The following is a 13880-nucleotide window of genomic DNA, read 5'->3' as shown; positions in this document are numbered from 1 at the left end:
CCGGTCAGTGGCCCCGGTCGACCCACTCCTGCAGGTGGGGCGCCTCCGCACCGATCGTGGTGGCGTCCCCGTGGCCGGTGAGCACCTCCGCCGACTCCGGCAGGACGAGCAGCCGGTCGCGGATGGAGGCGATGATCGTGGGGAAGTCCGACCAGGACCGGCCCGTGGCGCCGGGGCCGCCCTGGAAGAGCGTGTCCCCGGAGAACAGCACCCCGTTCTCGCCCAGCTCCGGGGCCCAGAAGCACACCGAGCCGGGCGAGTGGCCCGGGGTGTGCAGCGCGGTCAGCGTCGTCCCGGCCACGGAGAACTCCTGACCGTCGGCGATCCCGGCGTCGAAGGGCGTGGCCGGATAGACCTGCTCCCACAGCACCGTGTCCTCCGGGTGCAGGTGGATCCTGCCGCCCACCTGGCCCGCCACCTCCTTGACGGACCGGATGTGGTCGTCGTGGCCGTGGGTGAGCAGGACGGCGGTCACCGTCCGCCCGGCGACGGCCTCCACCACGGCCCGGGGGTCGTGGGCCGGGTCGATCACGACGCACTCGTCGTCGTCGCCCACGATCCACACGTTGTTCTCGACCTCCCAGGTCCCTCCGTCGAGGGAGAACGTCCCGGCGGTGACCAGGTGGTCGATGCGGGCCCGGCCGGCGCCGGCGGACCGCCGGGCCGGGACGGCGCCGTGGTCCGCGGGGTGGGCGCGCTCCCGGTCGGGCAGCGCCTCGCCGTCGTGGCCGTCGACGGGGCTCATCGTCCGATCTCCACGACGGAGCGCAGGACCTTGCCGGCGGTCATCTTCTCGAACGCGGGCTCGACGTCCTCGATCCCGATGCGCTCGGTGACGAACCCGTCCAGGTCCAGCCGGCCCAGCCGGTACTGGTCCACCAGCATCGGGAAGTCCCTCGACGGCAGGGTGTCGCCGTACCACGCGGACTTGATCGAACCGCCCCGGCCGAAGACCTGGTCCAGCGGGATCTCCCACGTGGTCCCCGGATCGGGCACCCCGACCAGGACCATCCGCCCGGCGAGGTCGCGGGCCTCGAAGGCCTGCTGGAAGGTCGGCGCGATGCCCACCGCGTCGACCACGACGTCGGCGCCGAACCCGCCGGTGAGCTCCCGGATCGCCTCCACCGGGTCGGAGTTCCGGGAGTTGACGGTGTGGGTGGCGCCGAACTTCTGCGCGGTGGCCAGCTTCTCGTCGTCGAGGTCCACGGCGACGATCGTGGTGGCCCCGGCCAGGGCGGCCCCGGCGATCGCGGCGGTGCCGACGCCCCCGCAGCCGATCACGGCCACGGACTCCCCGCGCTGGACGGCCCCGGTGTTGAGGACGGCGCCGATGCCGGCCATCACCCCGCAGCCGAGCAGCCCGACGGCGGCGTACTGGTGGTCCTCGAGCTCGCCCTCGATCTTGGTGCACTGCCCGGCGGCCACCAGGGTCTTCTCGGCGAACGCGCCGATGCCCAGGGCGGGGGAGAGCTCGGTGCCGTCGGCCAGGGTCATCTTCTGGGTGGCGTTGTGGGAGGCGAAGCAGTACCAGGGCTCGCCCTTGCGGCAGGCCCGGCACTCGCCGCACACCGCCCGCCAGTTCAGGATGACCTTGTCCCCGACGGCGATCTCGGTCACGCCCTCGCCGACCGCGGCGACCACGCCGGAGGCCTCGTGGCCCAGCAGATAGGGGTACTCGTCGCCCACCGCGCCCTGCTTGTAGTGCAGGTCCGTCTGGCAGACCCCGCACGTGACCACGTCCACGAGCGCCTCCCCGGGTCCCGGGTCCGGGACGAGGATCGTCTCGAGGGTGGCTGGTGCGTTCTTCGCCGTGACGACGACGGCTCTGACCTCGTGCATGAGTGTGACCTCTCCTTCGGACGACGTGACGGTTCCGGTCCGGAACACCGCTCCCCAGTCTAGGGAAGGTCGCCGCAGGCGCGCGGGAGGGAGCAGCGGCGGAGGAACGCGGCGGCGCCCTCCCGCGCCGCCCGCGACGTGAGGACGTCGACGTGGTCGCGCTCCGGCACCACGAGCAGCTCGGTGGAGGCCCGCCCCGGGGCACGGAGCCGGGCCATCGCCGCCGGGTCCGCCCAGGGGTCACGGCCGCCGGCGAACAGCAGCAGGGGCTGGGCGGGCACCCCGGCCGCCGGGGCGAAGGGCTCGGCCCCGGTCTGCCGCGCGAACGCGGACCAGCGCTCGGCGCGCCCGCGGTCGCCCGCGTCGCCGGTCGCGGCGAGGGCGGCCGCGAGCTCGCGCGCGGACGGGTCCACCGCGCCGTCGTGGGCGAGGGCGCGCCCGAGCTCCGGGAGCCGGTCCACCGGGCCGAGACCGCCCAGCACCAGGGCGCCGATCCCCGGGCTGCGGGCGGCCGCCGACCACGCCAGCTGGGCACCCAGGGAGTAGCCCACCAGGGGCACGGGGCGGGCGGCGTCCAGCCCGCGGACGAGCTCGCCGATCCGGTCGACGAGCCCGGTGCGCGTGGTGCCCGGCGGCGCGGGCAGGGCGTTCCGCCCGTGTCCGGGCAGGTCAACCCCGAGGGCACGGAAGCCCGCGCGCCCGAGGGCGCGCACCCAGCCGGTGCGCACCCATCCCGAGCACGCCGAGGCGGCGAGCCCGTGGATCAGCACCACGGGCTCGCCGCCGGGGTCCCCGCCGAGCTCCAGGAGCTCCATGGAGCCGGTCGCCCGGATCCGGGGACGGTCCTCAGCTCCTGCCGGAGGCCGTGCGGGAGTCCCGGTCCGCGTCCTGGCCGGAGCTCTCGTCGGAGCTCTTGTCGGAGCTCTTGTCGGAGTCGCCGGAGGAGTAGTCGAGGTGCTCGTGCTCCAGGCGCAGCTTGCGGCCCTGGTCGACGAGCTTCTCCTCCTTCTTCTCCTTCTTGTCGACCTGCCGGGTGTCGCGCGGCGGGAGCTGGATGGTCTCCTCGGCCTTGATCCCGCCCTGCAGCTGGCGGCCGCGCTCGACCTCGGCGTCGATCTCCGCGCCCAGCAGGAGCACGTTGTTGATGATCCACAGGCCGAGCAGCAGGATGATGACGGAGCCGATGATGCCGTAGGTCGCGTTGTAGGTGGCGAAGTTGATCACGTACCAGGTGAACGCCGCGGCCGCCAGGGCCGCCACCAGCAGCGCGACGATCGAGCCCATGCTGATCCAGCGGAACTTCGGCTGCTGCACGTTGGGGGTGAAGTAGTAGAGCACCGCGATGAGCACGATCGCGAAGGCCACGACGACCGGCCACTTGGCGATGTTCCACACCGTCACGGCCGTGCTGCCGAGGCCCACGAGGTCGCCCACCCACTGGGCGATGCCGCCGGACAGCAGCACCATGAGCATGATCAGGACCACGATGAGGACCAGCATCAGCGTCACGAGGATGTTCATCGGCCGGAGCTTCCAGACGGGCCGGCCCTCCTCGACCTCGTAGATGCGGTTCATGGCGCGGCCGAAGGCCCCCGTGTAGCCGGAGGCGGTCCACAGGGCGCCGAGCAGACCGGTGAACAGTGCGAGCCCGGCGCCCGTGCTGGTGGTGAGGTTGTTGATGGGGCCCTCGAGCAGGGTCACGAGCTCGGCCGGTGCGTACTGACCGAGGAAGTCCGTGATCGCCCGGGTGGTGGCCTCTCCCTGGCCGAACACGCCGAGCAGGGAGACGATGGCCAGCAGCGCCGGGAAGAGGGAGAGCACCGCGAAGTACGTCAGCGACGCGGCGAGGTCGGTGCAGTCGTCCTTGGAGAACTCGGAGGCCGCGCGCTTGAAGACGTAGCCCCACGAGGGCTTGCTGATCTCGGTGGGGCTGTCCGGCTTGCGGGAGTCCTCGGGCTCCGGGGCGGTGCGCTCCTTGGAGCGGCTGTCCTGGGTGGTGTCCTGGGCCATGCTGCGTCCTTCGCGGTCGGCCGCCGGGTGCGGTGCGCGGACCCCGGCCGGCGGCGGCGTGTGGGGGATGTCTCGTGCATCAGTGTACTGACGATCATGCCGGTGGGCGACAATGGACGAGGTGGGCCGCCGGTCCGCCGCACAGTCCAGCACACCAGGAGGCCCTCCGTGCCCACCACCCGGCGCACCGTCTCGGCGGAGGTCGCCTTCGCGGCAGAGACCGACCACCTGGCGGTGCTCTCCGTCGCGGCCGCCCGCGCCGGCGGCGGCCGTCCCGCCGAGCGGCTGAGCCTGCGCGTCGACGGGGTCGAGGCCGAGCTGGAGGAGGCGGAGGACCTGCACGGCACCCGGCTGCACCTGGCCCGGGTGCCGGGCGGCACGCAGTGCACGGTGTCCTACGCCCTGGAGCTGGACGGCGGCGCGGGCTCCCCGCCGCCGGCGGAGAGCGTGGACTTCGTCCGCTACACCCGCCCGAGCCGGTTCTGCCCGTTCGACGAGATGGCCGGCACCGCGGACGCCCTCTTCCCCGGGGCCCGGGGCGGCGGCTACGGGACGCTCCAGCGGGTGCGGGACTGGGTGCACGAGCACCTGGACTACGTGGCCGGGTCCTCGACGGCCACCGACACCGCCGTGCACACCTTCCTCACCCGGCGGGGCGTCTGCCGGGACTACGCGCACCTGCTCATCACCCTGCTCCGGGGTCTCGGGGTCCCGGCGCGGCTCGTGTCGGTCTACGCGCCGGGGCTGTCCCCCATGGACTTCCACGCGGTGGTCGAGGCGTGGCACGACGGGACCTGGTACGTCCTCGACGCCACGGGCCTCGCGCCGCGCACGGAGTTCGTGCGCATCGCCACGGGCGCGGACGCGTCCGAGACGGCGTTCCTGACCACCCTCGGGGGCGAGATCACCCTGGGGGAGATGCGGGTGTCCGCGGAGTCCTCCGCGCCCGGGACCGAGGACCCGGAGGCCAGGGTCGTGCTCCCGCTGCCGGGCGGCCGAGGGCCCGGCGTCACAGGTCGTTGACGGCGTCCCGCAGGCGGTCGGCGAGACGGGTGAGGATGCGCAGCTCCTCCGGGTCCAGGCCCGCGGACATCAGCTCGTGCACGTGCACCCGGAACTGCTCGGCGATCTGCACCTGCATCTGCCGGCCCCGGTCGGTCAGCCGGATGCGCAGCCCCCGCAGGTCCTGCGGGTCCTGCCAGCGGTGCACCAGCCCCTTGAGCTCGAGGCGCTCGAGCATCCGGCTGAGGCTGGACTGGGTGAGCAGCACGTACTCGTTGAGCTCGTTGAGGCGCATGCCGGCCTCGTCGGAGCGGGAGAGGTTGAACAGGACGTCGTACTCGCGGGCGGACAGCTCCGCGAACTCGGGTTGGCGCTGGAGGCGCCGCATGACCGTCACCTGGGCCCTGAAGAGGGCCTCCCAGGCGTCGGCGCTGTTCTGCACACGATCTGTTTCTCTGCGGGGCACACGTTAATGCTACGACCCGGTTACATCGGCGTCCGGCGCCCCGGTGTCCCCCCTTTCGGGGGACGCTGCGCCGGTCTGCCGGGGGCGCCGGCCGCGGGAGGAGACCCATTGCCGGTGTGACCTGCGGGAATGATAGCGCGCGGCGCTCCCCTGCGCAGCCGGGGCCGAGGCGGCCGCAGGTATTTTCTATTGCAAACGTCCACGAAAGAGCGCACGGTGACCGGTGTCACGCTCCGCGCTGCGGACGAGCCGCTCCCGCCCCGGACCCGGTCAGCGCCGCGATCCGCTCCTCCCGGCGACGGTGCCTCGCCTCCTTGCGCGCCTCGACGAGCCGGTACAGCACCGGCACGAGCACCAGGGTCAGCAGGGTGGAGGAGATCAGCCCGCCGATCACCACCACGGCCAGCGGCTGGGAGATGAAGCTGCCCTGGCCCGTGATCCCCAGCGCCATGGGCGTCATCGCCAGGATGGTCGCCAGGGCCGTCATCACGATGGGGCGCAGCCGGCGGGTCGCCCCCTTCTCGATGGCCTCCTCGAGGACCATCCGGTGCCCGCCGCCCCGGTACTGGTTGATCAGGTCGATCAGCACCACCGCGTTGGTCACCACGATGCCCACGAGCATCAGCACCCCGACCAGCGACGCGAGGCCCAGCGGCACCCCGGAGGCTAGCAGCGCGAGGACCGCGCCCGTGGCGGCGAAGGGGATCGAGATCAGCAGGATCAGCGGCTGGACGAGCGACTTGAAGGTGGCCACCAGCACCACGTAGACGATCGCGATCGCGGCCAGCACGGCGAGCCCCAGCTGCCGGAACGTGGTCTCCTGCTCCGTGGCGGCCCCGCCCAGCTCGGCGGAGGCGCCCTGCGGCAGGTCGAGGTCCGCGAGCGCCTCCCGGACCTCGGCGCTGGTGGCGCCGAGGTCGTCGCCGGCGGGGGTGACGGCCACGGTGGCGGTGCGCTGGTCGTTGCTGGACGTGATGGTCTCGACCGTGAGCGCCTCCTCGACCTCGGCCAGCTCGTCGAGCCGGACGGACCCGCCCGCCGCCGGCACCGGCAGGGCCCGCAGCGCCCCGACGTCCTCGACGGCGCGGCCCTCGCCGATGGTCACGGCCACCGAGTCGGCGTCCAGGTCGATGGACCCGGCCGGGAGGGGGTTCACGGTGCCGGCGAGGGCCCCCGTGACCTGCTCCTCGCTCAGTCCGCGCGCGGCGGCGGCCGCCCGGTCGACGGTGACGACGACGGTGGGCTGGGTCGCGGCCAGGTTGCTCGTGACCTGCCCGGCGGAGCCGAGCTCGCGCATGGCCCGGACCACGGCCTCGTCGGCCTCCGCGAGCGTCGGCTGGTCCGTGCCGGTGACGGAGATCTCGACGTCGTTGCTGGTGAAGCCCTGGGCGCCCTGCACCGAGAACTCCCCGGCGCCGTCCAGCCGGTCCAGGCGCTCGCCGACGGTGCGGCGCAGCCGTTCCTGGTCCACCCCGGCGTCCGTCGTCACGGAGAACGTGGCGCTGTTGGTGCCGCTGCCGGGCAGGAACGCGGAGAAGCCGCTGCCGGGGCCCATGGTGACCTGCACGTCCTCGATGCCCTCGGTCCAGTCGAGCACCTCCTCGGTGCGGCTCGCCTGCTCGGAGGTCACCGCGAGCGCGGTGCCGGGCGGCAGGTCCTGCTCGATCGTCATGGTGTTCTGCCCCGTGTCCCCGAGCAGGTTGGTCGGCAGCACGGGCAGCAGGGCGGCCGTCCCGCCCAGGACCAGGACGCTCACCGCGAGGGTGGCCCACGGGTGGCGCTGCGTGCCGCGCAGGACCGGCAGGTAGCCCTGCGCCAGCCGCGTGGGCGCCCCGGCCGCGGTGCCGCTCGCGGTCGGGGCGGCCCAGGGGGCGGCGCGGTCCGCCGGCCGGCCGCGCCGGGCCAGCCGGGGGTCCCGCAGGAACCAGTACGCGAGGACGGGCACGATGGTCAGGGACACCACGAGCGAGGACAGCAGCGCGATGGTCGTGGTCAGCGCGAACGGGCGGAACAGCTCGCCGGTCACGTCGCCGACGAACGCGATGGGCACGAACACCGCCACCGTGATGAGGGTGGAGGCGGTGATCGCCCCCGCGACCTCGCGCACGGCGGTGAGGATGGCCCGGCGCTTCGCGTTCGCGGGGTCGGTGCGCAGGTCCACCGTCCCGTAGTGGCGCTTGATGTTCTCGATCACCACGATGGAGTCGTCCACGACCCGTCCCACGGACAGGGTGATCGCTGCCAGGGTCAGCAGGTTCAGCGAGTAGCCCAGGGCGTTGATCCCGATGAACGTGGCGAGCAGGGACAGGGGGATGGAGATCGCCGTGACCAGCGTGGAGCGCAGCGACGCGAGGAACACCAGGATGACGAGCACGGCGAACGCGAGCCCGAGCAGGCCCTCGACCGTGAGGTCCTCGATCGACTGCTCGATGTAGGGGGCCTGGTCGAAGACCACGGTGATCTCGGCGCCGTTGCCGAGGTCCTCCTCGAGCTCCGGGATCATCTCCTCGACGGCCTGCGAGATCCCCACGGTGTCCCCGTCCGGGGTCTTGGTCACGGACAGTGCGAGGGTCGGCTCCCCGTTGGTGCGGGTGATCGAGGTCTGCTCCTGCTCGGTGAGCTCCACGGTGGCCACGTCGCCGACGGTGGTGGGCTCGGCGCCCTCGGGCGCGTCCTCCGGGAGGGGCAGCGGGACGTTCTCCACGGCCTCGAGGGAGTCGAGGGGGGAGCCGGCCTGGACGGGCAGGGTCGTGGCGCCGTCGTCCACGGTGCCCACGGGCACCAGGCCGCCGCTCTCCTCCAGGGCCGTGCGGATGTCGGCGGGCGTGGCGCCGGCCCGGGCGAGGTCCGCCCGGTCCGGCAGGATCGAGACCACCTGATCGGGGGCGCCGCTCACCTCGGCGGAGCGCACGCCCTCGATCTGCTGCAGGTCCGGGACCGTCAGCCGTTCCAGGTCGGCCGCGAGCGGGCTGAGCTCCTCGTCGGAGGAGACGGCCAGGAACACGATGGGGAAGTCCGCCACGGAGCCGGCGAACGCGGTGGGCTCGACGTCGTCGGGCAGCTGCGTGCGCACGTTGGAGATCGCCCGCTCCACCTGGTTCCGGGCCCGGTCCAGGTCGGTGCCGTACTCGAAGCCGAGCTGGATGTTGGAGAGCCCGCCGCGCGAGGTGGACGTCGAGCTCTCCAGGCCCTCCACGATGTTGAGCGCCCGCTCGAGGGGCCGGCCCACCTGCTCGTCGACGACCTCCGCGGACGCCCCGGGCATCGCCGAGACCACGCTGATGGCGGGGATCTCCAGGGACGGGATGAGCTCCTGCTTCATGGAGCGCATGCTGAGCACCCCGAAGAGGGCCACGAACAGCGTGATGAGCACGATCAGGGCTCGGTTGGCCATCGATGCGCGGGCGAGGAGAAACACTCGTGCTCCTAGAGGAGGGAAGGTCGAGGGCGTCGCGGCCGGGACCGGGGCGCACGGCCCCCAGGGTACCGCCGCCTACTGACAGGTCACCGGGGCACTGACAGGTCACCGGGGCTCCGGGGCCGGGCCGCCCGGGGCGCGGACGGCGACGGGGCCCGGACCGGCGACCGGTCCGGGCCCCGTCCCGCGGGCGCCCGGCCGGCCGGGGCCGTGCCGGGCGTCGCGGTGTCAGTTGATGCCGAGCACCTGAGCGGTGCGGCCCATGACCTCGTCCGCGAGCTGCGGGTTGTCGTTGAGCTTCACGCCGTAGGAGGGGATGAGCTCCTTGAGCCGCGGCTCCCACCCGGACATCCGCGCGGGGAAGGACTTCGCCAGGAGGTTGAGCATGATGGGCACCGCGGTCGAGGCGCCCGGGGAGGCGCCCAGCAGCCCGGCGATGGAGCCGTCCGCGGCGGCGATGAGCTCGGTGCCGAACTGCAGCACCCCGCCCTTGTGCTTGTCCCGCTTCATGACCTGCACGCGCTGCCCCGCCTCGACCAGCTCCCACTGCGAGCCGTCGGCGGTCGGGTAGAACTGCTGCAGCGCCTCGACCCGCTGGCCCTTGGTCTTGGCCAGCTCGCTCACCAGGTACTTCACCAGGTCCAGGTTGGCCAGGCCCGCGCGGGTCATCGGGTAGATGTTGTGCGGGCGCACGGACAGCGGCAGGTCGAGGAAGGAGCCCTGCTTCAGGAAGTTGGGCTTGAACCCGCCGTAGGGGCCGAACAGCAGCGCGCGCCGCCCGTGCTCGTAGCGGGTGTCCAGGTGCGGGACGGACATGGGCGGGGCGCCCACGGAGGCCTGGCCGTAGACCTTGGCGTTGTGCTGGGCGGCGACGTTCTCGTCGGAGTTGCGCAGCCACAGGCCGGAGACCGGGAACCCGCCGTAGCCCTTGGCCTCCCGGATGCCGGACTTCTGCAGCAGCGGCAGCGCGCCGCCCCCGGCCCCCACGAAGACGAACTTGGCGCGCACGAGCCGGTCGCCCTCGGTGTTGAGGCGGTTCTTGACCTTCGCGACCCAGGTGCCGTCGCCCTGGCGGTCGAGGTCCACGACCTGCTGGCCGTAGCGCACCTCTCCGCCCCGGGCCCGGAGGTGGGCGACCTGCTGCCGGGTCAGCTCCCCGAAGTCGACGTCGGTGCCCTCGGGGGACCAGGACGCCGCGACGCGCCCGGCGCCGCGGCCGTGCATGGTCAGCGGCGCCCACTCGGCGATCTTCTCGCGGTCCTCGGTGTACTCCATGCGCTCGAAGAGCTTGTTCGGCTGGAGCGCCTCCCAGCGGCGGCGCAGGTAGTCGCTGTGGGCGTCGCCGAAGACGAGGGACATGTGCGGCACCGGGTTGATGAAGGTGCCGGGCTCCTGGAGCTTGCCCTCGGCCACGAGGGAGGCCCAGAACTGGCGGGAGAGCTGGAACTGCTCGTTGATGCCGAGCGACTTCTCGGGGCTCACCGAGCCGTCGGCGGCCTGGGGGGCGTAGTTGAGCTCGCAGAGCGCGGAGTGGCCGGTGCCGGCGTTGTTCCAGACGTTGGAGCTCTCCGCGCCGACCTGGTCGAGGCGCTCCAGCATCGTGATGTCCCACTGCGGCTCGAGCTCCTTGAGGAACACGCCGAGGGTGGCGCTCATGATGCCTCCGCCGATCAGGAGGACGTCGGTCGATTCCGTTGTCTGAGGTGATGTCACAGTCGATGCTCCCGTTGAACGCCCGGCGCCGTGCCGGTGAATGGTCGGGATCAGACTATCGCCACGCCCGGACGAACCCCGAATGCGGCCGGGGTGCCGGGTCGCGAGCTCAGCCGGCGGTGTCGAGCCGGACCCGGTTGAAGGCCTCGTAGCCGGTCGAGCTCAGGGGGAAGGACGTCACGGAGTCGCCGACGGCGACCGCCGAGATGGGGTGGGCCAGCGGGACGGCGGGCAGCAGGCGGGAGATCCGGTTGTTGAGGGAGGAGTACGCGCTCGCCCGGTCCTCGCCGTCGGGCAGGGACGGCGCGCGGTTGACCGCGCGGAACAGGGACGCGGCGTCCACCCCGAACTCGCCGCGGGGAGCGCCGAACAGCGCGGCCATGAAGTAGTCCGGGTCGCGGTAGCCGCCGTTGAGCCCCAGCAGGTGCAGGGCGTGGTCGCCGTCCGGGTCCTGGACCTGCGCCACGTAGCCGTCCGACCACTCCACCGGGACGGGCTCGACCACGAACCCCGCCCGGACGAGCTGGGCCGCGATGTCGGCGTAGATCTTCTCGGGCTCCTGCATGTACGTGCGGGAGGTGTTGCGCGGATAGTAGAACCGCAGCGGCTCACCGGCGTAGGACGAGGCCTCCAGCAGCTCCTGCGCCCGCTGCGGGTTGTAGGACGGGACCTGGAGGTCGGTCCCGTCCATCGCGAAGCGGGCGGGCAGGAACTGGTCGGCCACCCGGGTGCCGTCGGGGTAGTGCTCGCGCACGATCGCGCCGCGGTCCACGGCGGCGGCGATGGCGGCCCGCACGTCCGGGTCGTCCAGGGGTGCCACGTCCTGGTTGATGCCGAGGTAGGACACCGAGTACGGGTCGCGCTGGAGCACCTGCACGCCCTCGCGGGCGAGCGGGGCGAAGGAGTCCAGGCCCACCTGGTCGTAGCCGTCCACCTGGCCCAGGCGCAGCGCCACGTAGCGCAGCTCGGGCTCGGGGATCGTGCGGAACTCGAGGCGGCCGATGTCCCCGAGCCGGCCCCAGTAGTCGGGGTTCGCGCTGAGCACCACGTTGGTCCCGTCCCCCGACTCGTACCGGAACGGGCCGGTGCCCACGGGGTGGGTCTCGTGCGTGCCGGCCGCCAGGGCCGCGGGGGACGCGATCCCGAACGCCGGCTGCGTCAGCGCCCGGAGCAGGGGGGTGTGCGGCGCCGTCAGCGAGAGCTCCACGGAGGAGGCCGAGGTCGCCGCGCACCCCGCGTAGCGGGACGGGGTCCCGGGGGCCGCGGTGCGGAAGACGGTGGCGAACGGGGTCCGCGCCCCGTCGGCGGCGAGGGCCTCCCAGCGCTCGAAGTTCGCGCACACCGCCTCCGCGTCGAGCTCGGTGCCGTCGTGGAAGCGGACGTCCTCGCGGAGGGCGAAGGTGTAGGAGAGCCCGTCCTCGGCGCGCTTCCACGACCTGGCGAGGGCCGGCACCGCCTCTCCCGTGGAGGGGTCGGCGGAGACGAGCCCCTCCAGCATCTGGGCCCCGATCCGGGAGGTCTCCAGGATGTTGACCGTGGCCGGGTCCAGGGTGGGCGCGGCGGCGGCGTTGGCGAAGACGAACTCCGCGCTCGGCACGGGGCGGGAGGCGGCCGGGGCGCCGGGTGCGCCGCCGTCCCCCGGAGCGCACCCCCCGACGGCGAGGAGCCCCGCGACGAGCGCGAGCGCTGCCGCGGTGCGGGGGGTTCGCCTGGGCGCCATGGGTCCTTCGCTGCCTCGCGGGATCGGTCGTGGATGTCGTCGTGGGCCGGTTCCGGGCGGGGCCCGGGGACCGTCGGGTGCGCGAGGCGGGACTCGAACCCGCACGCCGGTCAGGGCACAGGAACCTAAATCCTGCGTGTCTGCCAGTTCCACCACTCGCGCCGAGGGGCCCGTCCGGGCCCCTCGGCCATCCTAGCCTCAGCCCGCCAGGCCGAGGTCGCGGCGCAGCTTCGCCACGTGGCCCGTGGCGCGCACGTTGTACTGCGCGAGCTCCACGTCGCCGTCGGGGCCGACCACCACGGTGGAGCGGATCAGGCCCTCGTAGGTCTTCCCGTAGTTCTTCTTCTCGCCCCAGGCCCCGTAGGCCTCGGCGACCCGGTGGTCGGCGTCGGAGAGCAGGGGGAAGGGGAGGGACTCCTTCTCGGCGAACCGCGCCAGGGCCTCCGGCCCGTCGGGGGAGATGCCGAGCACGGTGAACCCGTCCGCGGCGAAGCGCTCCAGGCTGTCCCGGAAGTCGCACGCCTGCGTGGTGCAGCCGGGGGTGGACGCCTTCGGGTAGAAGTAGACGACCACGCGCCGCCCGCGGTGGTCGGCGAGCGAGACGGTCCGGCCGTCGGCGTCGGGCAGGGCGAAGTCGGGGGCCTTCCGGCCCGGTTCGAGGCGTGCTGCCATGGGGGTGCTCCTCCGTCGTGTCGGTGCTGTGGTGCCGGCCGCGGCGCGGGTGCCGCGGGACGGCCGCGGACCACGAACACTACCGTCGCCCGCGCCGGGATCCCGCGCTCCGCCGGAGCCCGTTCCGGCCCGTCGCGCGTTCACGCGCAGAGAAATGCTCATAAGTTTGCTTAGCATGGTGCTGTATTCGGGGTTCCGGGTCGGTAGACTGCTTTGCATGCCTTTCACCACTCAATGGCCGACCAACCGATTGCTCTCGACCGCGGCCCGGCTCGTGGAGCACGCGTGGAACGAGCGCCTGGCCACGCTCGGTGTGACCCACGCGGGCGTCATGGCCCTGGACGTGCTGAAGACGGCGGGGAGCATGACCCAGGCCCAGCTGGCGCACCGGGTCCGGGTGCAGGCCCAGACCATGGGCAAGACGCTGCACCGGCTCGAGCTGCACGGCCACGTCACCCGGTCCAAGAACGTCCGGGACCGCCGCAGCCACCTCGTCTCGATCACCCCGGAGGGCAAGCGCATCCTCGAGGCCGCCACCCAGCTCGAGGACGAGCTGGTGGACCACGGGCTGCTCACGGACGAGAACCTGCGCCGCACCCTGGCCGACATCATCACCACGCTCGGCGGCGCCCGCTGGAAGCTGCGGGTCCAGCCGGACGGGACGGTCACCGACGCCGGTTCCGCCGACGCGACCACTCCCGAGGAGTCGCGCGAGATCGCCGAGGCCGGCAGCCAGGAGGACGCCGTTCCCTGATCCGGCCGCACCACGGTCCCCGGGGCGGGGCCGGATCGCCGGCGGGGCCCATGGTCCCCGGCGAGAGCGCGCGCGGGGCCACGAGGTGGTGACCCCCGCGGGGAGCACCGGGGCACGTCGAGGACCCCGGTTTTTTCGTGCCCGTCGCCCGTGCCGCGGGCAGGGCGGGCGGCTCGCGGGACGCCGGGCGGTGAAGGGCGTGGCCCGGCGCAGCGGCCCACTTCCGGGGGAGGGGCGGGCCACCGGCCGGGGACGACGAAGGGCCCCACCGCGCTGCTGCGCGGTG

The 13880-nt window shown here is 73.2% G+C and carries 11 protein-coding genes and 1 tRNA gene; 2 read left to right on the top strand and 10 right to left on the bottom strand.

What is annotated here, in order from left to right:
• Positions 1-4: 4 nt before the first annotated feature.
• Genes ACPYN7_RS14835 through ACPYN7_RS14820 form a run of 4 tightly spaced genes read right to left on the bottom strand, consistent with a single transcriptional unit; the run spans position 5 to position 3849 of the window.
• On the bottom strand, positions 5-745 hold the full coding sequence (locus ACPYN7_RS14835; protein WP_082697141.1) for an MBL fold metallo-hydrolase: 741 nt from the start codon (positions 743-745) through the stop codon (positions 5-7).
• Entirely contained in the window at positions 742-1839 is a 1098-nt protein-coding gene (locus ACPYN7_RS14830) for an S-(hydroxymethyl)mycothiol dehydrogenase (protein WP_424348169.1), read from the bottom strand. Before ACPYN7_RS14830 ends, ACPYN7_RS14835 begins: the two co-directional genes overlap by 4 nt.
• A gap of 59 nt (positions 1840-1898) precedes the next feature.
• Entirely contained in the window at positions 1899-2654 is a 756-nt protein-coding gene (locus ACPYN7_RS14825; protein ID WP_058874681.1) for an alpha/beta fold hydrolase, read from the bottom strand.
• Positions 2655-2685: 31 nt separating this feature from the next.
• Positions 2686-3849, bottom strand: a complete 1164-nt coding sequence (locus ACPYN7_RS14820; RefSeq protein ID WP_058874680.1) for a YihY/virulence factor BrkB family protein — start codon at positions 3847-3849, stop codon at positions 2686-2688.
• A 168-nt stretch (positions 3850-4017) separates the two neighbouring features.
• Here ACPYN7_RS14820 and ACPYN7_RS14815 point away from each other — a divergent pair, with 168 nt between their 5' ends.
• A complete protein-coding gene (locus tag ACPYN7_RS14815) occupies positions 4018-4872 on the top strand; it encodes a transglutaminase-like domain-containing protein (protein WP_231738409.1) in 855 nt (284 codons plus the stop codon).
• Here ACPYN7_RS14815 and ACPYN7_RS14810 read toward each other — a convergent pair.
• The 6 genes from ACPYN7_RS14810 to bcp all read right to left on the bottom strand — a co-directional run bounded on the left by ACPYN7_RS14810 (position 4859) and on the right by bcp (position 12840).
• Positions 4859-5293, bottom strand: coding sequence for a MarR family winged helix-turn-helix transcriptional regulator (locus ACPYN7_RS14810; protein WP_058874679.1), 435 nt, complete (start codon positions 5291-5293; stop codon positions 4859-4861). The genes ACPYN7_RS14815 and ACPYN7_RS14810 overlap by 14 nt on opposite strands.
• A 250-nt stretch (positions 5294-5543) precedes the next feature.
• Positions 5544-8711, bottom strand: a complete 3168-nt coding sequence (locus ACPYN7_RS14805; RefSeq protein ID WP_424348168.1) for an efflux RND transporter permease subunit — start codon at positions 8709-8711, stop codon at positions 5544-5546.
• Positions 8712-8963: 252 nt separating this feature from the next.
• On the bottom strand, positions 8964-10448 hold the full coding sequence (locus ACPYN7_RS14800; protein ID WP_082697139.1) for a malate:quinone oxidoreductase: 1485 nt from the start codon (positions 10446-10448) through the stop codon (positions 8964-8966).
• A 109-nt stretch (positions 10449-10557) separates the two neighbouring features.
• Positions 10558-12168 carry an ABC transporter substrate-binding protein gene (locus ACPYN7_RS14795; RefSeq protein ID WP_058874676.1) on the bottom strand — a complete coding sequence of 537 codons (1611 nt, stop codon included), beginning with the start codon at positions 12166-12168 and terminating at the stop codon, positions 10558-10560.
• Between the two features lie 78 nt (positions 12169-12246).
• Positions 12247-12330 (bottom strand) — tRNA-Leu (locus ACPYN7_RS14790).
• Between the two features lie 36 nt (positions 12331-12366).
• Positions 12367-12840: a thioredoxin-dependent thiol peroxidase gene (bcp, locus tag ACPYN7_RS14785; protein WP_424348167.1), complete on the bottom strand. Its 474-nt coding sequence runs from the start codon at positions 12838-12840 to the stop codon at positions 12367-12369.
• 217 nt (positions 12841-13057) lie between these two features.
• Here bcp and ACPYN7_RS14780 point away from each other — a divergent pair, with 217 nt between their 5' ends.
• Positions 13058-13594: a MarR family winged helix-turn-helix transcriptional regulator gene (locus tag ACPYN7_RS14780; RefSeq protein ID WP_058874674.1), complete on the top strand. Its 537-nt coding sequence runs from the start codon at positions 13058-13060 to the stop codon at positions 13592-13594.
• The last annotated feature ends 286 nt before the right edge of the window (positions 13595-13880 follow it).

The sequence above is a fragment of the Kocuria sp. CH-021 genome (genome assembly GCF_049716185.1).
In the GTDB taxonomy this organism is placed as follows: Bacteria; Actinomycetota; Actinomycetes; order Actinomycetales; family Micrococcaceae; genus Kocuria; species Kocuria cellulosilytica.
This window is presented reverse-complemented; position numbering and strand designations above follow the sequence as displayed.

What these genes read in the sequence shown, in the direction of transcription:
- ACPYN7_RS14835 (WP_082697141.1), bottom strand. Translation starts at nt 745, where the DNA reads ATGAGCCCCGTCGACGGCCACGACGGCGAGGCGCTGCCCGACCGGGAG.
- ACPYN7_RS14830 (WP_424348169.1), bottom strand. Translation starts at nt 1,839, where the DNA reads ATGCACGAGGTCAGAGCCGTCGTCGTCACGGCGAAGAACGCACCAGCC.
- ACPYN7_RS14825 (WP_058874681.1), bottom strand. Translation starts at nt 2,654, where the DNA reads ATGGAGCTCCTGGAGCTCGGCGGGGACCCCGGCGGCGAGCCCGTGGTG.
- ACPYN7_RS14820 (WP_058874680.1), bottom strand. Translation starts at nt 3,849, where the DNA reads ATGGCCCAGGACACCACCCAGGACAGCCGCTCCAAGGAGCGCACCGCC.
- ACPYN7_RS14805 (WP_424348168.1), bottom strand. Translation starts at nt 8,711, where the DNA reads ATGGCCAACCGAGCCCTGATCGTGCTCATCACGCTGTTCGTGGCCCTC.
- ACPYN7_RS14795 (WP_058874676.1), bottom strand. Translation starts at nt 12,168, where the DNA reads ATGGCGCCCAGGCGAACCCCCCGCACCGCGGCAGCGCTCGCGCTCGTC.
- bcp (WP_424348167.1), bottom strand. Translation starts at nt 12,840, where the DNA reads ATGGCAGCACGCCTCGAACCGGGCCGGAAGGCCCCCGACTTCGCCCTG.
- ACPYN7_RS14780 (WP_058874674.1), top strand. Translation starts at nt 13,058, where the DNA reads ATGCCTTTCACCACTCAATGGCCGACCAACCGATTGCTCTCGACCGCG.